The 22,775-nt window shown below is 64.2% G+C and carries 13 protein-coding genes and 1 pseudogene; 7 read left to right on the top strand and 7 right to left on the bottom strand.

Going from position 1 to position 22,775, the window contains the following annotated elements; translation table 11 throughout:
• Positions 1–10: 10 nt before the first annotated feature.
• The gene (locus tag F8S13_06960; GenBank protein KAB8144602.1) at positions 11–4,210 is read left to right on the top strand and encodes a protein kinase; all 4,200 of its coding nucleotides are present in this window, start codon (positions 11–13) and stop codon (positions 4,208–4,210) included.
• A 49-nt stretch (positions 4,211–4,259) separates the two neighbouring features.
• On the opposite strand, the gene F8S13_06955 is transcribed toward F8S13_06960, so the two are convergent.
• Complete coding sequence (locus F8S13_06955; protein ID KAB8144601.1) at positions 4,260–4,865, bottom strand: N-acetyltransferase; 606 nt, start codon at positions 4,863–4,865, stop codon at positions 4,260–4,262.
• A gap of 68 nt (positions 4,866–4,933) precedes the next feature.
• Here F8S13_06955 and F8S13_06950 point away from each other — a divergent pair, with 68 nt between their 5' ends.
• Positions 4,934–6,277 carry an aminotransferase class III-fold pyridoxal phosphate-dependent enzyme gene (locus tag F8S13_06950; protein KAB8144600.1) on the top strand — a complete coding sequence of 448 codons (1,344 nt, stop codon included), beginning with the start codon at positions 4,934–4,936 and terminating at the stop codon, positions 6,275–6,277.
• A 267-nt stretch (positions 6,278–6,544) separates the two neighbouring features.
• On the opposite strand, the gene F8S13_06945 is transcribed toward F8S13_06950, so the two are convergent.
• From F8S13_06945 to F8S13_06925, 5 genes and pseudogenes are all read right to left on the bottom strand, one after another.
• Complete coding sequence (locus F8S13_06945) at positions 6,545–8,548, bottom strand: ABC transporter substrate-binding protein (protein ID KAB8144599.1); 2,004 nt, start codon at positions 8,546–8,548, stop codon at positions 6,545–6,547.
• A gap of 737 nt (positions 8,549–9,285) precedes the next feature.
• Positions 9,286–10,287, bottom strand: a pseudogene (locus F8S13_06940) (hypothetical protein).
• Positions 10,288–10,590: 303 nt separating this feature from the next.
• Entirely contained in the window at positions 10,591–11,640 is a 1,050-nt protein-coding gene (locus tag F8S13_06935; GenBank protein KAB8144598.1) for an SDR family oxidoreductase, read from the bottom strand.
• A gap of 46 nt (positions 11,641–11,686) precedes the next feature.
• Positions 11,687–12,868 (bottom strand): glutathione-dependent formaldehyde dehydrogenase, encoded by a 1,182-nt coding sequence (locus F8S13_06930; GenBank protein KAB8144597.1) that lies wholly within the window; start codon positions 12,866–12,868, stop codon positions 11,687–11,689.
• Between the two features lie 48 nt (positions 12,869–12,916).
• Positions 12,917–13,777: a DUF2892 domain-containing protein gene (locus F8S13_06925; protein ID KAB8144687.1), complete on the bottom strand. Its 861-nt coding sequence runs from the start codon at positions 13,775–13,777 to the stop codon at positions 12,917–12,919.
• 274 nt (positions 13,778–14,051) lie between these two features.
• Between F8S13_06925 and F8S13_06920 the strand changes: the two genes are divergently transcribed.
• The 3 genes from F8S13_06920 to F8S13_06910 all read left to right on the top strand — a co-directional run bounded on the left by F8S13_06920 (position 14,052) and on the right by F8S13_06910 (position 16,284).
• The gene (locus F8S13_06920) at positions 14,052–14,585 is read left to right on the top strand and encodes a hypothetical protein (protein KAB8144596.1); all 534 of its coding nucleotides are present in this window, start codon (positions 14,052–14,054) and stop codon (positions 14,583–14,585) included.
• 127 nt (positions 14,586–14,712) lie between these two features.
• Positions 14,713–15,174, top strand: coding sequence for an SRPBCC family protein (locus tag F8S13_06915; GenBank protein KAB8144595.1), 462 nt, complete (start codon positions 14,713–14,715; stop codon positions 15,172–15,174).
• Between the two features lie 63 nt (positions 15,175–15,237).
• Entirely contained in the window at positions 15,238–16,284 is a 1,047-nt protein-coding gene (locus F8S13_06910; protein ID KAB8144594.1) for a YihY/virulence factor BrkB family protein, read from the top strand.
• A 66-nt stretch (positions 16,285–16,350) separates the two neighbouring features.
• Here the strand turns inward: F8S13_06910 and gltB are convergent, their stop codons facing one another.
• Positions 16,351–21,024, bottom strand: coding sequence for a glutamate synthase large subunit (gene gltB / locus F8S13_06905; GenBank protein KAB8144593.1), 4,674 nt, complete (start codon positions 21,022–21,024; stop codon positions 16,351–16,353).
• 690 nt (positions 21,025–21,714) lie between these two features.
• Between gltB and F8S13_06900 the strand changes: the two genes are divergently transcribed.
• Complete coding sequence (locus tag F8S13_06900; protein KAB8144592.1) at positions 21,715–22,203, top strand: DinB family protein; 489 nt, start codon at positions 21,715–21,717, stop codon at positions 22,201–22,203.
• Positions 22,204–22,207: 4 nt separating this feature from the next.
• Entirely contained in the window at positions 22,208–22,732 is a 525-nt protein-coding gene (locus F8S13_06895) for a hypothetical protein (protein KAB8144591.1), read from the top strand.
• Positions 22,733–22,775 lie beyond the last annotated feature (43 nt).

The following is a 22,775-nucleotide window of genomic DNA, read 5'->3' as shown; positions in this document are numbered from 1 at the left end:
CAGTGTGCCCATGCTAAAGGACCAGATAACAACGCTCGGCGGTTACGAGCTTGAGGAACTGATCGATCATGGCGAGATTGGCGACACCTACCGGGCGTTCAGCGCATCGTTCGAGCGCCCGGTGCTGCTGACTCTGCTTCATGAGTCTCTCGCCCAAGATCCCTCCTTTCGCGCATCGTTTCGCTTCCAAGGCGCGGCGGTGCGCGCCCTGCGCAACCCGTACTGCACCGAGGTGATCGACACAGGCATCTATGATGCCTCATGCTTTGTAGCCATGGAGCAGCTTGAGCATGGCACGCTGAGCGGCATGCTTGACGATGGGTCGGCATTTCGACTTGCGCCCGCCGCGCGGGTGGGTATCATTTGGCAGGTGGCCAAAGCGCTGGAGTATGCGCATAACCAGGGCTTTGTCCATGGTAGCCTCACCCCCCACAGCATCTTCATTGCCCAGAACGGCGATGTCCCTCGAATCAAGGTTTCCGACTTTGGCGTTGCCTGGCTGGCGCTGCATAGCGATGGTGCCTCGAACCTCTGGAGCGACTCGCTGACCTACGCTATGGCACCGGAGCGCTGCCAGGGTGTGGAGCTAGACGAGCGGGTGGATATCTACGCGCTTGGCTCGCTGCTCTATACCTTGTTGTGTGGCCAGCCGCCCTTCCAGGTTAGCACGGTTGATGCTGCGGTGTTTCGCCATGTCTACACCCAGCCCCTGCCACCCCGCCAGTTGAATGATCAGATCCCCGAGGTGCTTGAGCAGGTTGCCCTGCGCTGCCTAGCAAAGAGCCCCGCCGATCGCTTTGCTGCGATGGTGGATGTTGCAAATGCTCTCGCACCATTTATCCCCCCCGAGCTGCTTGCTAGTCCCATTCGGGTTCCTCGGCCTGGCCTTGGCGGCGCTGCTCTCGGTACTGCCGGGTTTGGTGCTGCCGGGCTGGCTGTCCTCTCCTCTGAGCAGACCCAGGCGCTGAGCGGGCAGACCCAGGCATTGGCTGAGCAGACCCAGGCGCTCGATGCTACGTCTGGCGCGGCTGCCGAGGAAACTCAGGCGCTGAGCGGACAGACTCAGGCATTGGCTGAGCAGACCCAGTCGCTCGATGCCACGTCTGGCGCGACTGCCGAGCAGACCCAGGCGCTGAGCGAGCAGACCCAGGCGCTGGAAGCTCAGGATGCGCAGCCGGACGTGGGGTCTGATCGTAGCGATAGCGGTGACGATACCCTGCCTGGGTCAGCTGCCGCAGTATCAGTTTCAGATGAGACCGTGCTAGATGAGCTGCCGCACGACACGGATGTGCAGGCTGCGGCCCACGGCGCTGCTGCGCCCGATCTTGTGGCGGAAACTGTGGATCTGGCATCTGACGCTGGACAGCCGCCCTCGGCGACGGGGAGCACTGTGGCCCTAGCGGCTGGTATGTCTGCGCTGCCTAGCGCTGCTGCTGCTGGTGCTGCTGCGCTTGATTTTACCCTGCCTGATCGCAAGCCGCTGGTGCGGCGTGCGCCGATGGAGCTTGTGGGCAAGACGATCGCTGGCTATAAGCTTGAGACCTATATGGGCGAGAGCGAGACCGGCGATGTCTATCGGGCGCTCCATATCGAAAATGATACGGTCGCGGCGATGAAGATCATCAGCGATGATCTTGCCTACGAGCCATTTTTCGCCGCGAACTTTGCCGAGCAGGCCGATTCGCTGAAGGTGCTCAAGCACCCCAACATTATCAGCGTGCTGGATGCGGGCCGAGTGGATGACTTGTGCTATGTGGTGATGGAGTGGCTGCCCGACGGCACGCTGCGCAATCTGCTGCAGCGGCGCGGCGCGGCGGCTATCCCGCTCCGGCAGGGCCTTGATCTGGTGCGCCAAGCTGCGGTAGGCCTTGAGTACATTCACGCCCAGCACCTGATCCACGGCTCTGTGAAGCCAGCAAACCTGATGCTGGTGCAGTACCAGAATCAGAGCGATACCGACTACACGCTCAAGATCAGCGATGCAGGGTTCGCCTGGGTGGCGCTACGCACTATGTCGGAAGAGCAGATCTGGCCAGACTCGCTGATCTATGCCATGCCGCCCGAACGCTGCCAGGGCCTTGAGCTTGATCACCGCGCTGATATCTACGCGCTGGGCGTGATCCTCTACGAGCTGACCACAGGCAGCCCGCCCTTTGAGGCCAAGTCGCTTGAGGCCGCGATCTACCGCCATGTGTACACCCCGCCGACCCCGCCCCGCCAGCTGGTGCCGACGCTGCCGCCGACCCTTGAGGCTATCATTCTGCAGTGCCTCGCCAAGCGCCCTGCGGATCGTTTCCCGACCATGTCGGTGCTGGCCGATCACCTGACGGCGCTGCTGAACAGCCCCTCGTTTGCGCCGCGCGTGCAGGCGCGCCCCAAGGCGGTGCGCGCGGCGGCCACTGCCAGTGCTCCGGCCATCAGCGGGCCGTTTGTGCCCCAGGTGAGCGTGCTTGACCAGTATGGCCGCTCGGTGAAGACGGCTGATCTGACGGGCGAGGGGATGCGCATTGGCCGCGCACCCAATAGCGATATCGTGCTTTCCGACCCGACGATGGCCCCGCTGCACGTTCAGGTGGATTGGGATGGCAGCGCTGCGGTGGTCTCGAACATGTCGCAGCAGAACAATGTGCTGGTGGGCAATGCGCCGCTCGCACCCGAGCAGAGCACGCAGTGGAACTGGGATTCGCCTATCCGCCTTGGCTCATATTGGCTGCGGCTAGAGGCCGTGAGCCTTGAAAAGGTTGCTCCTGCCACTGCTACACCTAACCTAATAGTTGATGATGGGCTGCGGGCCGCTGCTCCGGCGGTGGCGGCAAAGGCGGCAGCGGTGGTGAGCAGCACCGATGAGTCGCTCAGCTACCGGATCGGCATTGCGCTTGATCAGGATACCCTGGTGCTGACGCCAGGCAAGCCAGGCACCTTCCGCATGACCCTGTCCAATATGGGCAACACGGTCGATCACTTCACTGTGACGGTTGAGGGTGTGTCGCCGAAGTGGATCGTGGGCGACCCGCCGATGGTGCAGCTAAACCCAGGCGTGCAAGCCACTGTGAGCCTGAATATTCTGGTGCCCGCCGTGCCCGAGTATGAGGCTGGCGACTACCCGGTGAACATCCGCGTCCGCTCGCGCGAGAATCCTCTGGAGTCAAATATTGCCCCGGCGCTGTGGACGCTGCTGCCCTTCTTGGGTAGCACATTCGACATGCGGCCCAAGCGGGTGAAGCGGCGCTATAAGGGGCGCTACCGCATCAGTATACGCAATACGGGCAATACTACCACCAAGTTTGCACTCAGTGCCACCGACGACGAGGAGGCGCTGAACTACCAGTTTGCGCATGATGTGATCGAGATCAAGCCCGGCATGGTGGCCAAGACCGATCTGTATGCGTGGCCGCTCCGGCGGCGCTGGTATGGCCAGTCGATCACCCACCGCTTCAACGTGCATATGAAGACGGTGGGCACCGATCTGGAGCCGCTGAGCACCCCCGCGCAGCTTGAGCAGCTTGCGATGATCTCGCGCTGGTGGGTTGGGGCGCTGGCCCTGCTGCTGCTTGCCTTTGCGGTGCTGCTGTGGCTGCATTCCCGCCCGTATATCGATGTGCTTGAGACTGCGCCAGACCGGCCTCTGCAGAATGAGCCGTTTATGCTCAACTGGCGGACGCGCAATTCGCCAATCCTTGAGCTGAAGATCAACAATACGCCGGTGGCGGTCCAAGCGGGCAGTATCGGTCTTCCATTCCGTGGGGCTGGCGCGCCAGCGCAGGTGCAGTTGGTGGCACGCAACTATATGCTCGGCTATGCCGAGAAATCGCTGCTCATCCGCCCGGTGGTTCCTACCCCCACCCCGTCGCAGACGCCAACTGAGGCCCCAACGCCCACGGCTACCATCCCGCCAACGCTGACGCCCACCATCCCCCCGACGCCGACGCTGGTGCCCCCAACCCCGACGCCGACGCCGGTGCCCTCGCCCACCAGCCAGACGCTATGCATGGCAGGCAGCACTTCCGACCTAGTTGTGACTGGCAGGAAGCGCGAGTCGTATCTGGTGAACTTCGACGGGCGCGTGATCAGCGGCGGTCAGCTGGATGATCGGGGCTTTGGTATCATCCACCTCGGGCCGTTCCACGAGCTGCCGGGCACCTATAAGGTGGAAGTCCGCAGCCGCATCACTGGTCGGCTGTTGCTGGGGGTCACATGTATTGTGCCGTAGCGTAGCAGCGTCGCTGCGCTGGCAAGACGCGTACCGAAACCCACGGGCCCTAGCGCTCGTGGGTTTTTGCTATGATCTGCTCGCCTGCGGCGATGGCGGCATGCCAGGCTGGGGTGCCTACGATCTGCCCGATGGGGGTGGGGTCGGCAGGGTTCTCTTGGCGCGGCTGAATATCGCGCTGCCACCAGCCCACGTCGTGCCAGGCCCCGGCTTTAAACCCCACCTGGGTGTAGACCCCGATAGGCGTGAACCCCATGGCCTCGTGCAGGCCTACGCTGCCTGCGTTGGGCAACGTGATACCCGCATATGCCGCGTAGTAGCCCTGCGCGGCCAGCACCCCAAACAGTGCGGTGTAGAGCGCGCGGCCCAGGCGATGGCGTCGCCACGTTTGGTCGATATAGACTGAGACAGTGGTGGCCCACTGGTACGCCTTCCGCTCGCGGTGCTCGGAGGCGTAGGCGTAGCCGCAGATGGCGCTGCCGTCGGTGCAGACAAGCCAAGGGTGCTGCCTGATCGTTTTGGTGACCCGCGCTGCCATTTCCTCGACCGAGGGCGCGGCCAGCTCGAATGAGATCGGTGAGTGTTCGACGGACGGCGCGTAGATTGCCTGAATCTCGGCTGCGTCTGATATCTGGGCAAGGCGAATCTGTAGCATAATAGCGTATACTCCTATGCGATCGGTCTGGTTGCGGTGATTGTAGCATAGGAGAGAGGGAGAACCCCGTGAGCATTCTAGACACCTATCGATCGCGGCATGCCCGCTCACTCGCGCTAGCCGAGCAGGCCCAGCGGCGCTTCCCCAGCGGCCTCACGCACGATGCGCGCCAGGCCAGCCCTTTTGGGCTGTATGTCGAGCGCAGCCAGGGCAGCCGGAAGTGGGATGTGGATGGGAATGAGCTGATCGACTATTGGACCGGACACGGCTCGCTGATCTTGGGCCACGGCCACCCAGATGTGGTGGCGGCGGTGCAGCACCAGATCGAGCGCGGCACGCACTATGGTGCCGAGCACGAGCTGGCGCTGCGCTGGGCCGAGTTGGTGCAGGGCCTCTTTCCGAGCATCGAGGTGCTGCGTTTCACCGCATCGGGCACCGAGGCCACCATGATGGCCATCCGGCTCGCCCGCGCCTACACTGGGCGCAGCGCGATTGTCCGCTTCAGCGGCCACTTCCACGGCTGGCACGATGGCCTGGCCCATGGCATGACCGCTGATTCCACCCCGCCGCCCGGCGTGCTTCCGGCGGTCGTTGATGCCACCGTGGTGCTGCCCACCGACCTGGCGGTGGTGGAGCAGACCCTGCGCGCGCGGGCCGACGTGGCCGCCGTGATCCTAGAGCCGACCGGTGCATCCTATGGCATGGTGCCGCTGCCCGAGGGCTTCCTGCGCGGTCTGCGCGCCCTGACCGAGCGCTACGGCGTGCTGCTGATCTGCGACGAGGTTGTGACAGGTTTTCGGGTCAGCCCTGGCGGCGAGCAAGCCCGCGCAGGCGTTGCCCCCGATATCACCACGCTGGCCAAGGTGCTGGCTGGCGGCCTGCCGGGCGGTGCGCTGGGCGGGCGCGCCGATGTGATGCGCTTGCTCAGCTTTGGCGATGCGGCTTGGAATCGCGAGCAGAAGGTGCGCCACAATGGTACCTTCAACGCCAACCCGCTCTCGGCGGCGGCGGGCGTGGCCACCCTGCAGCATGTGGCCGATGGTGCGGCCCTGCAGGCAGCGCAGGAGTCGGGCGTGGCGCTGGTGGCTGGCATGAACGAGGTGCTGCGGCGACGCGGGTGTGCGGGCTGGGCCGTGTATGGCGATGGCTCGATCTTCCATGTGCTGGCCGGGGCGAGCATCCCCTTTACCCCCGGCGCGCTCGACCCTGCGCTGCCGCTGGCCGAGCTGAAGCGCGGCGGCAGCCCGCAGGCAATTGGCCTGCTACGTATGGCACTGGTAAACCATGGCGTGGATCTGATGCGTGGGTCAAGCGGTTTTTTGTCGGCGGCGCATACACAGCGTGATCGCGAGGAGACACTGGCAGGCTTTGATGCGGCGGTGGGCGAGGTGCTAGCGGAGCTTGGAGCCTAACACCGCGAGGTGTGGGCGGCTGCCAGCCGCCCACACCCCACGGCTGCTACTTCCTGAACATGCGGGGTTGCGGGGAGAGCATGATGGCTGTGCTGGGGCTTTGCGGTGTGCGAACGTGGCACATCCAGATCGGGGACCCAACGCGGTAAGAATACTTGATGCCACGAACCATTTGGGCACCGTAAGGTTTTGGTGTGCTGGCAGAGGAACGGGGTTGAGGGCAACTGCCCTCAACCCCGTTCCTCTGCCAACATTGGTGCGGGTGCGCTACTGTGCCTTAATGTACCATTGCTCGGGGAGAATGATCTTCTGCACGCCGTAGAGCCAGCCCGTTGTCCACTCGTTAGGGATGTTTCCGACCCGTGTGCTGAAGACATCGTAGCTTGCTGATGGGCGGGCGATGCCGATCACCCAGAAATCCTCGGCAGACTTCTCAAGGAGCTTTTTCATGGCTTCGACCTGCTGCTCCTGATCGGGCAGCGCGATCACCGCGTCGTATTCGCCGCGCATGGCAAGCACATGGGCCGGGGGGATGACCTGCACGCGGCTGGCGCTCTTGAGGCGCCATGCCGACCATCCGTTGCCGAAATAGCCGTTGTATTCCATCGGCACCACATTGCGGGGGTCGAGCATAGCCGAGATGCCCGCGCCGCCCTCGCCGCTGCCGAGCACGCCTTCGACGACGTTCTGATCGACAAGGGTATTGAACTCGGCCTCGGGGATCGAGCGCAGCTTGACATCGACGCCAACGTTGGCCCAGTCGTCGATCAGCATTTCGGCGATCTGCACCCAGCCGCTGCCGTAGCTCAGATCGTTGCGCACAAATAGGTCAAAGGTGAAGCGCTTGCCGTTTAGACCGAGCCGGTAGCCATCGGCATCTTTCTTCGGCATCACCTTGTCGAGGTACAGGTTGGCCTGCGCGACATCATATTCGATATACTGCTTGGCCAGCTTTTCGACATAAAGCGGAGAGTTTTCAAGCGGACCTACCTGGGCCGGGTCACCCTGCCCAAAGTAGGCCAGATCGATGATCTGCTGGCGGTTGATGGCATACGACATACCGACACGGAAGTTCTTGTCGGCAAAGATGAACGCCTTCACCGTGTCGGAGATCGTCTGATTGAACTGGATAGAGAGCGTGTTTGCGCCATCAGAGTGGTTGGTATAGACCCGGATGGGCTTGTCCACATCCATGGCCGAGATATAGGTGAGCATGTTGGATGCGCCTGGGTCTTTGATCATATCCAGGTCGCCGTTGCTCATGGCAAACGTGCGGTTCTCGTCATCCTGGTAGGAAAATCCCAGCAGTTCGTCGATATAGGGCAGCTGGTTGCCCTGCGTATCCACCTTCCAGTAGTAGGGGTTGCGGGTAAGCGAGATCTGGTTGCTATCGCCTAGCGGCTCGGTCACAAGCCACGCGAAGAGTGAGGGCCGCTCGGGGTCGTCCCAAATCACGTCGTTGGAGGCCTTCTGGTTGAAAAGCTCGACCCAATTTTCCTTGCCTGCTGCGGCGACTAGCTCATCGACGTTAGGGTTATACTTCTTATGGAACTGCTGCAGGTAGTGCTTGGGGTAGAACGGGATCTGGCGGCCCGAGAACGATGCGAGATTGTAGAGGAAGGTGCCGTAGGAATGCGGGAAGACAAACTTGACCGTGTAGTCATCGATCTTCACCGCTTTGAACTGGTCGGCATCTTCTTGCGGCAGCCAGTCGGCGATCGGCCCATTGGTTGTGATCTCGGGGTTAAACAGGATATCGTCGATGTAGAACAGAATGTCGTCGGCGGTAAAAGGCTGGCCATCCGACCACTTCATGCCTTTGCGGAGCTTAAAGGTGTACTCGCGCGTATCGGCGCTGGACTCCCAGCTCTCAACGATATTGGGCTGCACGCCCGACAGATCGGATTTCCAGCTGACCATATTCTCCCAGCCGTCGATGAACCAGAGCGCGCCCCAGCTGGGTGTACGGCCCACAAAGCCGAAGCGCAGCGTTCCACCGTAGCTGCCGACCTCGTTGCTAGGCCGCACCACCACGGGCGACCCTGGGATGCGCTGGGCCACTGCTGGCAGCGAGCCAGCCTGGCTCAGCTTCGATAGGCTTGGCGCTTCGGCAAAGTTTGCTGGGATGGCAAGCGGCTCGGATGCCTGGGTCGCCTCGACGGTAGCGACGCCGGTGGTCGCAGGGTTGGCGGGCACCTGGGCCGCTGGGCTACATGAAGACAGAAGAGCGGCGGCGAGCAGCACGCTGCTCCACCGATAAGACATGCGCATAGAAACCTCCTTAGGGGAACGCGGGACACAGAGCGCGTTTGCTGTGGCGGGATGTTGCGATAGCTGGGTGAGCAGGACACGCGATGTTGTTAGGAGTACGCATGCCGTTTATGCCCTTGGTGACACGATGTAGGCCGAGCTTGCTAGGCAGGGCATGAGCTGCCCCCTATAGCGCGATCGATGATGATCGACGGTGGTTTTTGTGCGGGGGAGGGCTGGAAGTGCAGGGTGTAGCCATAGATTTTGGTTCTCGCCTAGCGATGATGTACGGGTATGTTGCGATCACCTTTTAATACTAGTCCAAAGCCTTTGGGGTGTCAAATAAAAATGAGTTCATATGCAAACAGCGCGGAGCACTTCTGAAGTGCTCCGCGCTGTTGTTAGGATACGAGGCGATGCTACTTGGTGACCTCGAAGTAGGCGATCGCCTTGTGGTGCGACTTCACGCCCTCAAACGACATCGCGTAGACACCGGGCGTCCACGAAGAGTCGGTCGTGATGGTCACGACGTTCGAGGTGCCAGAGTCATCGGCGGTGGTCTGGAAGGGCGCGCCAAACACGCTGCCATCGGGCGCGGTAATATATACGCCGATGTTCTCGCCAGGCTTGAAGCCCGTGCCCACGGTGACAAAGGTGGTGCCCTGCGGGCCGCTCACCGGCCTGACGGCGGCATCCTGCGAGGCGGGCACGCCTGTCTGCGGGGCGGTGGTGGGGGCAGGAGCTGCGTTGCCCTCGGCCAGCACCTTGAAGTAGATGATCGCCTGATAGCCGGTCTTGGCGCTCTGGAACACCATCGAGTACTGGCCAGCGGGCAGGCTGCTGGTGCTGATCGGCAGGCCATTGACGCCGCCGCTCGGTCCGATGCTCACGGTCTGCTCAGTGCCGATCATCACATCACCGGGGGCGTTGATCCAGTAGCCGATCTGCTCGTTTGGCTGGAAGCCATACACGTCGATCTCGATCTGGGTGCCCTTGGTGACGCACTTGGCCGGGCGGATGCGACCGTTGACCGGGTCGTGCACGTCGGCGCAGGGGTCGGCGGTCGGCGCGGTCGGCTGCGCAGCCGCGCTGCCGCCATCGCGGATCTCGTTGCCGAGCAGGCCGAGCTGCACGTTGTAGGGGGCCGCGTTCTCGGGGTGCAGCTCGAAGCGACCGCGCTCGAACCACTGCACCTGGCGCTGCTGGCCGTCGGCCATGGTCTCGGTGTGCAGGTCGCTCAGGGGCAGCCCGAACAGCGCGAGGTTCTCGGCCTCGGTCTTGCCACCCTTGCCATCCATCTCAAGGCCGCTGGCGCGCCAGGCCGTCAGGATCTCGCCGCACACGTTGTGTCCGGTCTCGGCGAAGAAGCGGCAGCCGGGGGCCGCGCTCGACTTGGCGAACTCGGCCTGCCAGTCGCGGCCCTGCTGGGCCAGGCGATCTGCGCCCAGGCGACCGAGCAGCACATCGTAGGGGCGTCCGTTCTCGGGGTGCAGCTCCAGCCGGTTGCGCTCGAAGCGCTGCACCTGCAGCGACTTACCCTCGATCGTCTCGGCCTGCTGCGGGCCGATTGGGAGGCCAAACACGGGCAGCCCACCGTTCTGCTCCCAGAACTCGCGGATGCGGCCCTCGATGCAGAAGCCGGTCTCGCTGAAGCAGCGCTGTGCGGTCTGTGCCTGGGCCGGAGCCGTAGGCAGGATGGCAAGGCCAGTGGCGACCACGACGGTGGCGCTCAGGATCTGGCGCTTCCAGAGTGCGAACATGTCACATCTCCATACTAGTAAGACAAAAGGCACACATATGGTCACCAGCACACGATAGGCACAGCAAAGCTGCGGTCTACTGTGGCTGAGACCAGCGAAAAATGCAAGTAAACTACGCGGAAAGCCTGGTGCTAAGAGAAGGTTTCTAACGCTTGGCGATTATAGCATATCTTTTGCGCTATTTATCCGCCTTACGCCGGATCCTTTTCTCTTTTCCTCATAGGGCATGATGATTGCTTCGACCTGACTCTATGTGCTCTGGTGGATATGCACCATACTCTACGATGCATCGGCCGAAAGGTTTCAGGCTTCTGCGGAATTGCCAAGGCTCAGCTTACCATGCTGATTATTGCGCTCTGCAGCCCGGTCGTTAAGCGATGTGAGCACCGATGGTGCGATCGGCGATTCGCTCTCGCGGCCGGTCTTCTGCACATCGCCCTCGGGGCCCGCGTACCCTGGGAGCGCCTGCCCAACGATGTTCATAGCCTGGGCCAGAAGGTTGGGGGCGACTCCGCCCAGTGCGCCAAGCAGCTTGGCCTGGGGCGAGATGGTGAGGTGCGGCGAGCCGTGGCGCACCGCTCGGATGATCTGGGCGGCCGCGTGCTCGACCGCCACCGAGGTGAAGGGCAGCGCATCGATCACCGAGAACCACGCGTACTCGGCCTGGTGGTTGCCCTTCACCTGCGCGTTCACGTGCGAGCCAGCGCGCATAAGGCCGGGGCAGATGGTCGAGACCTTGATGTTATCCTTCGCAAGCTCGGCGCGCATGCCGTCGGAGAGGCCCACCAGGCCAAACTTGCTGGCCGTGTAGGGGATGAGATGCGGAACCGCCACTCGCCCGCCGACCGATGCGATGTTGGCGATGCGCCCCTGGCCCTGCTGGCGCATATGCGGGATGGCGGCCAGCATCATATGCAGCGGGCCGTAGATGTGGGTCTGGATGGCGGTGTCAAAATCTTCGAGCGTGAGATGCTCAAGCGGCCCCACGCCGATCACGCCCGCGTTGTTGATCAGGATATCGAGCCGCCCAAAGTGGGCCACGACGCGCTGCACGCCGAGCGTGGCGGCCTCGTGGCTGCGCACATCGCAGGGGAAGGCCAGCACATCGCCGCCGCGCGCGCGCAGGTCGGCCTCGGCCTGGGCCAGCTCCACCCCGTCGCGCGCCACGATGGCCACACGTGCGCCCTGGGACACCAGCTGGCGCGCCAGCACCAGCCCCAGCCCGCGCGAGCCGCCCGTGATCAGCGCTACCTTGCCCTCAAGCTCGTAGCGCTGCTGCGAGCGCCGCAGGGCCAGGGCCACGCCTGCGCCCAGCCCGGCCAGCACAAGTGCGCGCTGTGTCTGCTGGTTCATGCTTGCCTCCTTATATGCGCTCTCCGCTTTGGGGTGCGCTGATTCGCTAGGCCGCCATGCCGGGCTTCAGCACAACTTTGATGCAGCCATCCTGCTTTTTCTTAAACAGCTCGTATGCCTCGGGGGCCTGCTCAAGCGGCACCTGGTGGGTCACAATAAAGGAAGGGTCGATCTTGCCTTGCTCGATCAGGTCGAGCAGGGGGCGCAGGTAGCGCTGCACATGGGTCTGGCCGGAGCGCAGGGTCAGGGCCTTGTTGACAAATGCGCCCAGCGGGATCTTGTCGCCCAGGCCGCCGTAGACGCCGGGGACCGATACCGTGCCGCCCTTGCGGCAGGCCTGGATGGCCTCGCGCAGCACCAGCGGGCGCTCGGTCTCGGCGCGCACGGCCTGCTTGGTGCGGTCATACCAGAACTGCGGCCCAAACCCGTGGGCCTCCATGCCCACCGCGTCGATGCACGAGTCCGGCCCACGCCCGCCAGTCAGCTCCTTCAGCACCTCCAGCACCTGGCGCGACTCCTCGTAGTTGATGATCTCGGCCCCGGCCTGCCGCGCCAGCTCTAGGCGCTCGGGGAAGCGGTCGATCGCGATCACGCGCTCGGCCCCGAGCAGGAAGGCGCTGCGGATGGCGAACTGCCCGACTGGCCCGCAGCCCCATATGGCCACGGTGTCGCCCGGCTTGATATCGCAGTTCTCGGCGGCCATGTAGCCGGTGGGGAAGATGTCGGTCAGGAACAGCACCTGCTCGTCGCTGAAGCCCTCGGGGATCTTGAACGGGCCGACATCTGCAAAGGGCACGCGGGCGTACTCGGCCTGGCCGCCCGCGTAGCCGCCCAGCAGGTGCGAGTAGCCAAACAGCCCGGCGGGAGAGTGCCCCCACAGTGCCTCGGCGGCAGGCGCGTTGGGGTTGCTGTTGTCGCAGAGCGACCAGAGGTCGTGGCTGCAGAAGAAGCAGCTGCCGCACGAGATGGTGAACGGCACCACCACGCGGTCGCCGGGGCGCAGGTTGGTGACGCCCGGGGCCACATCCACCACCTCGCCCATGAACTCGTGGCCCAAAATATCACCCTTCTGCATGCCGGGGATGTAGCCATCGTAGATATGCAGATCCGAGCCGCAGATCGCGGTCGATGTGATCTTGATGATTGCGTCGCGCCGGTTGAGCAGGGCCGGGTCGGGTACCTGCTCAACCGCCACATTCTTGGCTCCGTTCCAGACCAGCGCTTTCATCCTTTGCTCCTTTGCTACGGCTGCTCGCGTTTCTGGCGAGAGGCGCACCTAGTAGATCTTCTTGCCAAGGCCTATCTCGCGCTCATTCGCGTCGATGCCCTGCTGCTCGCTGGGGGTCTGGGTGACCGCGAGCGGATCGCTGGCGGGGAAGGTGTCCTCAAGCGCCTTGGTGACGGTGTTGCGTGGGCCAAGCTGGTTGGGTTTTGCCGCCACATCGGCGCTGGCGGTGCTGCCGTGTGCCTCGCCGTGTGCCCGGCCGGATGGCTGGCCTTCCACGGTTGGGATCTCGCCAGTCTCCAGCAGGCTCTTCAGCCGCTTCAGATCGCTGTGGATCTGCATGCTTGGCTCCTCGCCAGACAGCTTGGCCAGCAGCACGCCAGCTGGGCCAGCGGGCGGCTGGTAGGACATGCGCACCTCTAGCTCGGTGCCGCGGCCTTCGGGGGCGGGCCGGAATCGCACCTCGCCGCTATTTTCCACCTGTGCGCCGGGTAGCGAGCGCCAGGAGATGCACTCGTTCTCCACATCGTCGATGATCTCGGCATCCCATTGGGCTGTTGTGCCGCCGGGGGCCTTGGCGGCCCAGTGCGAGTGTCGCTCGCCGCTGACCTTCACCGACTCAAGGTGGCGCATAAACTTGGGCAGATTCTCGAAGTTGCGCCAGAACTGGTAGATCTCCTCGGGGGGCAGGTTGATGGTGATCTGCTCGCGCACCGGCACGCGTGGCTTCTGGCCGCCCTCGTCGGTGGTGTCGATGCCCAGCGCCGAGTAGACCGCGCAGCTGCCGCTGAGGCCACGGTAGGCCACCGCGCCGCCTAGCAGTGCGAGCACAAGACCAGCAGGATTGCGCCGGGTTAGGCCGTAGATTGCTACTAGCCCACCGGCAAGCGCCGAAAGCTTGCGCTCGGACATGCCAACATTAATCCGTTTGGTGCCAACTTGTTGCAAATTGTCGAGAATACGAGTATGTGATGCCATGATCTCTGCTCCTTTTGTAGGCTACAATGCACGGTAGTAGCTGAAGGAAAGCATACGCTGACATTCTCCATAGCACGTGGTGTGCCAGACCTCTCGTAACTAATTGCAACATAGTTCGGTATCATAAATGTTCCTTGTCTGAAATAATCTACCTTCGCCCCATTCCATGTTGAATGCGTGTGCGAATGAGACGCATGGAGTTGCCGCCATGGGTTACCAGATCCCTAGTCAGGATGCCACCGAGGTCATTCGGCTGCTGCACACGGTGTATCGTGCCTCGCCGCCACCGAACCAGGGCCAGCCGCTGCTGCCGTTGCTCAATGGCTATGCCCAGCCAATTGGTACGTACCTCGTCACGCTGGGCTACATCTCACCGCGCCAGCTGGTGATGTCGCTGGCGACCCAGCGGCGCGAGCGCTATGCTGGGCACGCTACGTTTTTTGGCACGCTGCTGCTCCGCGAGCAGCTGATTTCCCCCACCATCCTAGCCACCATCCTCACAGTGCAGGCCGTCGACCGCCTGCTCGACCCGTTTTATAAAGAGGCGCTGCGATTTGGCGAGATCCTGATCGCTCAGAACAAGCTGCGCCCTGTGCAGCTGGCCGCCGCGCTGGAAGATCAGCTCTCCTCGCAGGAGCAGGGCGCGCCAGTCCCTATTGGCCAGATCTTGATGCGCCAAGGGGTTATCTCAAAGCATGATCTCGACGTGCACTTTGGGCGCGTCGAGCGTGCCCGAGGGTAGCAGTCGAGGCGATATTCTCGGCTCAGGCAGGCCGCACAGTCCATGTGCGGTCTGCTTTTTGTTTGCGATGCGGCACAGATCTTGCCTTGCCAGCCCTAGAACGTGGTAACGCACAAAGGAGGTCGCTATGGCAGATCAAGTGACGCGATCACTGACGATCAACGCACCGATTGAGACGGTCTACCAGATCTGGGCAAACTTTGAGACGTTTCCCCATTTCATGCAGAACATCGAGCGGGTGATCAAAACGGGCGATGGCCTGAGCCACTGGGTGATGCGCGGGCCGCTCGGCACGCAGCTGAGCTGGGATGCTCGCACCACCCGGCTGGATGAGAACGAACGGGTGGCGTGGAACAGCTTGGATGGCGGCGATATCAAGACGAGCGGGCAGGTGATCTTCCACGAGAATAGCGATGGCAGCACCGAGATCACGGTGACGCTGCTGTATGTGCCGCCGTTTGGCAAGCTGGGCGATGCTGCGGCGCACCTGTTCGACAACCCCGAGCAGAAGTTGGAAGAAGACCTGCGGAACTTCCAGCGCTACGCCGAGTCGCAGCACAGCGGGCGCTCCTATGAGGTGGGCGCATAAGTGCGGTGCGCGTAGGTGGGGTGCTATATGGCCTCGCACACCATAGGAAGGGTGACATAAGCTATGGATGTGAAACGACTGTTTGGCGTCTTCAAGGATGCCTTTGCCGAGTGGAATGAGGACAAGGTACCGCGTCTCGCCGCCGCGCTGGCCTACTTCACGGTGTTCTCGATCGCGCCGCTGCTCCTGATCACGATGACGCTGGTGAGCTTCTTCTACGCCAGTGCCAACGAGCAGATCCGCGATCAGCTGGGCACGGTGATCCCGGGCGGCGGCGAGGCCCTCGGCCAGCTGCTCGACAGCGCCGACCGCTCGGGCAGCACGGGCATCGCGGCGGTGATCGGCATCGTCACGCTGCTGTTTGGCGCAAGCGGCTTCTTCGGGCAGCTTCAGGATGCGCTTAACACCATCTGGGAAGTGCAGCCCAAGCCGGGCCAGGGGCTGATGGAGACGCTCAAGCAGCGTTTTTTCTCGTTCACCATGGTGCTGGGCAGCGCCTTCCTGCTGCTGGTGTCGCTGGTGATCTCCACCGCGCTCTCAATCGTCGTGGGCTACTTCCACGACCTGCTGCCAGGGGCTGACTTTATCTGGCCTGCAGTGAGCATGATCGTCACCTTTGTGGTGGTGACGGGTATCTTCGCCCTGATCTTCAAGGTGATCCCGGATGCGAAGGTGGCGTGGCGCGATGTCGGCGTTGGCGCGGCGGTCACGGCCCTGCTGTTTATGATCGGCCAGGTCGTGCTCAACATCTACCTCTCCAACCAGAGCAACGCCTACGGCACGGTGGGGTCGCTGATCGTGCTGCTGCTGTGGGTGTTCTACTCGGCACAGATCTTGTTCTTTGGGGCGGAGTTCACGCAGGTCTACGCGCGCACGTTTGGCGCGAAGATCGAGCCTGCCTCGAATGCGGTCTCGGTGAGCGAGGCCTCGCGCGAGAAGCAGGGTATGCCGCGCACCGGCGAGACGAGCCAGCACCCGGCGGCGGAGCCAGCGCCGCGCGCGGTGCCGGTGGCAGGCAAGCCCAGCCTCGGCGCGCTGGGCACGATCGGCCTGTTTCTAGTGGGGCTGGCCCTGGGCAAGGGCCGCAAGCGGGCCACACAGGGCAAGTAGCGCCGCAGGGCGACATAAAAAAGGCGCGGGTGGCAATGATGCCACCCGCGCCTTTTTGCGTAAAAGTTAGACCAGCGCCTTCTCGCGGATGCGGATGAGGGTCGGCGGCAGCGTCACCACCTCCATCCCACGGGGGCGCACCGCCCAGAAGCTGCCGCGCACATCGGCCCAGCCCGAGAGCAGCTGCGCCGCGCGGACGCTGCCGGTGAGCGATCGGTGCCGCGCCAGCAGCGCCCGCACGTTCTCCTCATCCTGGGGGGTGAGCCGCATGCGCTCGACCATGTCGGTGTTGCAGCGGGTCTCGAAATCGCCAGCCTCGTCGTAGATGTAGGCGATGCCGCCCGACATACCCGCGCCGAAGTTGCGGCCTGTGGAGCCGAGCACCAGCACCACGCCGCCGGTCATATACTCGCAGCCGTGGTCGCCGATGCCCTCGACCACCGCCACCGCGCCCGAGTTGCGCACCCCGAAGCGCTCGCCGGCCTGGCCTGCCGCGAACAGCTCGCCGCCGGTCGCGCCGTACAGCACGGTGTTGCCGATGATGGTGTTCTCGTGCGCGGCGTAGCGGGCCGCGCGCGATGGGCGCACCACGATGGTGCCCCCGCCCATGCCCTTGCCCACGTAGTCGTTGGCCTCGCCCTCAAGGATCATCCGCACCCCGGCGGCGTTGAAGACGCCGAAGCTCTGGCCAGCGCTGCCGGTGATGCGGATGGTGATGGTGCTGTCGGGCAGACCCGCGTCGCCGTAGCGCGCGCCGATCGCGCCCGAGAGCGTCGCGCCAAAGCTGCGGTCCACGTTGGTGATCGCGTAGCTCACGTCCACCGGCGTGCTGTGCTCCAGCGCGTCGAAGGTATCGGCCACCAGCTGCTCGTTCAGGGTCGATGTGGAGACTAGGCCGTTGCACGGCTCGGTGTTGTGGATGGGCTGGCCGGGCTGGTGAACCTGCGCCAGCAGCGGCGAGAGGTTCAGCCGGTCGGAGTCGGCGAAGCTGCGCGGGATCTGGGCCAGCAGCTCGGTGCGCCCGATCACCTCGGTGAGGCTGCGCGCGCCCAGCGCTGCCAGGATCTCGCGGATCTCCTCGGCGATGTTGGCGAAGAAGTTGACCACCATGCGCGGGGTTCCGGGGAACTTGGCCCGCAGCTCGGGGCGCTGGGTGGCGATGCCCACCGGGCAGGTGTTGTTGTGGCAGGCGCGGGCCATAATGCAGCCCTCGGCGATCAGCGCCGCTGTGCCAAACGAGAACTCGTCGGCACCGAGGATGGCGGCCAGCACCACGTCGCGCCCGGTCTTCAGGCCCGCGTCGGCGCGCAGCCGCACGCGCCCGCGCAGCCCGTTGATCACCAGGGTCTGGTGGGCCTCGGCCAGGCCAAGCTCCATGTTCACGCCAGCGTTCTTGATCGAGGACAGCGGCGAAGCGCCGGTGCCGCCCGAGTTGCCGGAGACCAGCACCACATCCGCGCCGCCCTTGGCCACGCCTGCGGCCACGGTGCCCACACCTGCCTCGGCCACCAGCTTCACCGAGATGGCCGCGTTGGGGTTGACCTGCTTGAGGTCGTAGATCAGCTGGGCCAGATCCTCGATGCTGTAGATGTCGTGGTGCGGCGGCGGCGAGATCAGCTGGATGCCCGGCGTGGTGTGGCGGTAGCGGGCGATCTCCTCGGTGACCTTGTGGCCGGGCAGCTGGCCGCCCTCGCCGGGCTTCGAGCCCTGGGCCATCTTGATCTGCAGCTCCTTGGCGTGCGAGAGGTAGGCGGGCGTCACGCCGAAGCGGCCCGAGGCCACCTGCTTCACCCCGCTGTCGGCCTCGGTGCCGAAGCGGTCGGGGTCTTCGCCGCCCTCGCCGCTGTTCGACATTGCGCCGATGCGGTTCATGGCGATCGCGAGGTTGCCGTGCGCCTCGTGGCTGGTCGAGCCGAGCGACATAGCCGCCGTGCTGAAGCGCCGCATGATCGCCTCGATTGGCTCTACCTCATCCACCGCGATGCCCCGGCTCAGCGCCTCGCTGGTGAAGTCGAGCAGGTCGCGCAGCTCCATCGGCTGGCGCGAGTGCACCAGGTTGGAGTAGGCCTTGTAGTCGGCGTACTCGCCGCTGGTGGCGGCCTTCTGCAGCGCGTGCACCACGGCGGGCGAGAAGGCGTGGTACTCGCCATCCTTCTTGAACTTGTAGAAGCCGGGGTGGGTCAGCTGGGTGCGCGCGGCCACGTGCGGCAGCCGGTTGGCGAAGGCCTCGTCGTGGCGGGCCAGCACGCTCGCGCCGATGTTGCGGAACGAGATGCCGCCGAGCCGACCGGGCACGTCGCGGAAGCAGCGGTCCAGGATCTCCTGGGCTAGGCCTAGGGTCTCGAACACCTGCGCGCCGCAGTAGCTGTCCACGGTGGCGATGCCCATCTTCGACATCACCTTCAGCAGACCCTTCTCAAGGGCGTGGATAAAGTTCGACTCGGCCTCGTCGGCTAGCTCCTTGGCGGGGCGGGCCTCCTTGGCCTCCTCGCGGGCCTTGCCCTTCACCTCCTCGCGCTCGACGGCCAGCGCCCGCACCGTAGCCATAGCCACGTAGGGGTTCACTGCCTCGGCACCCAGGCCCACCAGGGTGGCCAGGTGGTGCACCTCGCGCGGCTCGCCGCTCTCGACGATCAGGCTGACGCTGGTGCGCAGGCCCAGGCGGATGAGGTGCTGGTGCACCGCGCCGAAGGCCAGCAGCGCCGGAATGGGGGCGTTCTCCTCGTTCACCGTGCGGTCGCTGATGATCAGGATGGCCTTGTTGGCGGCTACGGCAGCCTCGGACTCGATGCACAGGCGGTCGATCGCGGCCTGCATCGCGTCCGCGCCCTCGGCGGCGGGGAAGGTAGCCTGCAGCGTGATCGAGGCGAACACCGGGTCCTGGTGGGCGCGGATCATCGCCAGATGCTCGTCGGTGAGGATGGGGCTGTGCAGATGCAGCAGGTGGGCGTGGTCGGGCGTCTCCTCCAGCAGGTTGCCACGGCGGCCCAGCGCGCACGAGAGCGACATAACCAGATCTTCGCGCAGCGGGTCGATCGGCGGGTTGGTCACCTCGGCGAAGCGCTGCTTGAAGTAGAAGTACAGCAGGCGGTTGCGATCCGAGAAGACGGCGGGCGGCGTGTCGTCGCCCATCGAGCCGATCGGCTCCTGGCCATCGCGCGCCATCGGGCGCAGCACCACGGCCAGCTCCTCGGATGTGTAGCCGAAGGCGTGCTGCAGCTCGCCCAGCAGCGGCGACTTCGCGCCCTTGGAGGACGAGGTCTCTAGCTCCTCGTCGTAGCTGACAATCGGCGCGCCTGCGGGCGCGAGCACCTGCGACTGGTTGGCCAGCCACTTGGCGTAGGGCTGCTGGCGGGCTAGGCGGGTCTTGATCTCGGCGTTGGTCTCGAACTTGCCGGTGCGCAGGTCGGCGGCGATCATCTGGCCAGGGCCGACCTTGCCCTTCCTGATGATGCTGGCCTCATCCACTGGCACCACGCCTACCTCGGAGCCGACCACCACTAGGCCATCATCGGTCACGAGGTAGCGCGCCGGGCGCAGGCCGTTGCGGTCAAGCGCTAGGCCCACCACCTCGCCATCCGAGAAGCACAGGGCGGCGGGGCCGTCCCATGGCTCCATCAGGCCCGAGTGGTACTGGTAGAACGCGCGCCACTCGGGGTCCATGTCGTGCACGCGCTCCCAAGCCTCGGGCACCAGCATGGTCAGGGCATGGCGGATGTCGCGCCCGCCCATCACCAGCAGCTCCAGCGTGTTGTCGAGCATGGCCGAGTCGCTGGCCTTCAGGTTGAGCACTGGGCCGAGCCGCGCGACGTAGGATGCTAGGGGCGGGCCACCGGCGAGGGCCGCGCTCTTCATGTTCTCGGTGGTGGGGCGGCGCTCGCCGTTGACCCACGGGCCGTCGCCGCGCCGCCACTCCGACGCGCGGGCGCGCATCCAGGTGATGTTGCCGTGCAGCGTGTTGATCTCGCCGTTGTGCGAGACCATGTGGAAGGGCTGGGCGATGCTCCAGGCCGGGAAGGTGTTGGTGGAGTAGCGCTGGTGGTAGAGGGCCAGGGCGGTCTCGTAGTCGGGGTCGGCTAGGTCGAGGAAGAACTCGGGCAGCAGTGGCGAGATCAGCATGCCCTTATAGATGATGGTGCGACAGGAAAGCGAGGGGATGTAGAAGTCATCGAGGCCCTGCTGGCGGGCCAGCGCCTCGGCGGTGCGCCGCGTGAGGTAGAGCGCGCGCTCGTAGACCTCGGGGGCGATCGAGGGCAGCGGCGAGCCAGCCACGGTGCGCCGCCCGATCAGGGCCTGCTGCATCACCGGCTGGAGCTTGCGGGCGCGCTCGCCGAGCGCATCGGAGTTGACCGGTACCTCGCGGATGCCCAGCAGCTCTAGGTCGTACTCCGCCAGGGCCTGCTTGATGATCTGGGTGGCCTGGGCGCGTCGTACGTCGTCCTGCGGCATGAACAGCATGCCGACAGCCAGATCCTCGATCGGGTAGCTGATGCCGAGGCGCGCCAGCTCGCGCGCGAAGAGCTTGCGCGGGATCTGGGTGAGGATACCAGCGCCGTCGCCCGTCTTGCCATCGGCGTCCACGCCGCCGCGGTGCGCCATGTTGCCGACGGCGGTCAGCGCCATCTGCACGATCTCGTGGCTTGGTGCGGCTGACAGGCGTGCGACGAACCCGATACCACATGCGTCGCGCTCGAACTGCGGATCGTACAGGCCGCGCGGCTGAAGCTCATTTCCACTCATAGCGACACTCCCTAAAGCGTTCAGGGCGGGCCGGACGGCACTGTACGGCACCCGCAAATTGACAGCGGACAATTTCGCGGTATAGCAAGCGAGAGATTCCGCACTCGCGGGACCTCTGCATGGCTGCCTGGCACAAATTTAATGGCGGTTGAGCTGAGTTGAAGTATAAAAAAGCCCACCAAGCCATCCTCGGACAATGAGGATGCGGTGGGCAACATTGCGCTTTTGGTTAAAGGGAACTATACACGAGCGGATATGGCATGTCAATCAAGGAAGAGCCTGTTTTGATCGTAAGGCGAATATTTTTGGATACCTTGTATAATTTAACTAAATTGAGTAACTTACTTAGGAATACCTCGTTTAGTCATTTCTTAACATGAAATAAAGATAGATGGTGCCATGTGGATGAAATGCACAAAGAAGACTGATCAGCTCTGGCCCGTCTGCAACCGCTAGAAACCGCAGAAGCAGATTCAGGCGATTTTTTGTTGTGCATACGGATACCGCTCGGGTTAAGAAAACGATACGCCCACGCGGGAAGATTGGACAGAATGCAAGCGCTATGGCTGCACGGTCTACCAGCAGATGTGGTACACTAGGCGCACACCGAGAACACAACCGTGCGGCGACAATGGCGTCGCCTGCGGTTGTGTTTTCTGTATTCTCCCCCACAAACTGCGAGGCCCTGCTATGACCACTCTTGCCGATGTCCACCGCAGCCTGATCGCCCAGATGCAGCGCACGCTCGACACGCTTGCCAATGTCCTTGTCGGCCTTACCCCCGAGCACGCCCACAGCCTGCGCGACCTGAGCGACGGCCCCAAGGGCTGGACGCCCACCGAGGTGATCTGCCACCTGCGCGACTTTGATGGCTTCTTCCAGGCGCGCGCCCAGCTGATCGTGCAGCAGGACAACCCCCAGCTGCCCGCCTACGATCACGAGGCGCTGGCGATCGAGCGGCGCTACAACGAGCAGGATATCGACCAGGCCTACGATGAGCTGCGGGCCTCGCGCCTGCGGTTTATCGCGTTCTTCCAGGGCCTCGATGCGCAGCAGTGGGAGCGCCAGGGCATCCACCCCGAGCGCGGGCCGTTCAGCCTGACCGATGCGGCCATCCAGGTGGTCGGCCACGATCTGGTGCACCTGGAGCAGCTGACCCGCATCTTGGCGCAGCGCTAGGCCAATGGGAGCGCTCTTCCACATCAGCGATGATCCGGCGATCGCCCGCTTCGAGCCGCGCATGGCCGATGGCGGCGTGCCGCTGGTGTGGGCGATCGACGCGGCCCACGTGGCACACTACCTGCTGCCGCGCGATTGCCCACGCGTGTGCTTTCGCGCTGGCCCCGCCGCCACCCCCGAGGATCGCGCCCGCCTGATCGGGCCGACGGCGGCGCGGGCGGTGGTGGCGATCGAGGCGGCCTGGCTGGCCAGGGCGGCCAGCGCCACGCTGTACTGCTACACCATGCCGCCGGAGGGCTTTGCGCTGCGCGATGAGGTGGCGGGCTACTATGTGTCGGCCCTGCCCGCCGTGCCGCTGGCGGTGCGCCGTATCGATGATGCGCTGGCCGAGCTGCTGGGCCACGGCGTGGAGCTGCGGGTGACGCCCTCGCTCTGGCCGCTGTGCGATGCGGTGGCGGCCTCGTCGCTCGATTTTTCCTGCATACGCATGCGCAATGCCCAGCCTCGTGGCGAAGGGCTGGGCGCCTAGGCTGGCTGGGTGCGCGAAAACCTGCCGTGGCATGGCACCCATG

Source organism: Chloroflexia bacterium SDU3-3 (genome assembly GCA_009268125.1).
Classification (GTDB): Bacteria; Chloroflexota; Chloroflexia; order Chloroflexales; family Roseiflexaceae; genus SDU3-3.
This window is presented reverse-complemented; position numbering and strand designations above follow the sequence as displayed.

Bases quoted from the DNA above. Each gene is read 5' to 3' on its own strand.
- F8S13_06910 (KAB8144594.1), top strand. From the start codon at position 15,238: ATGGATGTGAAACGACTGTTTGGCGTCTTCAAGGATGCCTTTGCCGAG.
- F8S13_06955 (KAB8144601.1), bottom strand. From the start codon at position 4,865: ATGCTACAGATTCGCCTTGCCCAGATATCAGACGCAGCCGAGATTCAG.
- F8S13_06930 (KAB8144597.1), bottom strand. From the start codon at position 12,868: ATGAAAGCGCTGGTCTGGAACGGAGCCAAGAATGTGGCGGTTGAGCAG.
- F8S13_06915 (KAB8144595.1), top strand. From the start codon at position 14,713: ATGGCAGATCAAGTGACGCGATCACTGACGATCAACGCACCGATTGAG.
- F8S13_06920 (KAB8144596.1), top strand. From the start codon at position 14,052: ATGGGTTACCAGATCCCTAGTCAGGATGCCACCGAGGTCATTCGGCTG.
- F8S13_06935 (KAB8144598.1), bottom strand. From the start codon at position 11,640: ATGAACCAGCAGACACAGCGCGCACTTGTGCTGGCCGGGCTGGGCGCA.
- F8S13_06960 (KAB8144602.1), top strand. From the start codon at position 11: ATGCTAAAGGACCAGATAACAACGCTCGGCGGTTACGAGCTTGAGGAA.
- F8S13_06945 (KAB8144599.1), bottom strand. From the start codon at position 8,548: ATGCGCATGTCTTATCGGTGGAGCAGCGTGCTGCTCGCCGCCGCTCTT.
- gltB (KAB8144593.1), bottom strand. From the start codon at position 21,024: ATGAGTGGAAATGAGCTTCAGCCGCGCGGCCTGTACGATCCGCAGTTC.
- F8S13_06895 (KAB8144591.1), top strand. From the start codon at position 22,208: ATGGGAGCGCTCTTCCACATCAGCGATGATCCGGCGATCGCCCGCTTC.
- F8S13_06925 (KAB8144687.1), bottom strand. From the start codon at position 13,777: ATGTCCGAGCGCAAGCTTTCGGCGCTTGCCGGTGGGCTAGTAGCAATC.
- F8S13_06900 (KAB8144592.1), top strand. From the start codon at position 21,715: ATGACCACTCTTGCCGATGTCCACCGCAGCCTGATCGCCCAGATGCAG.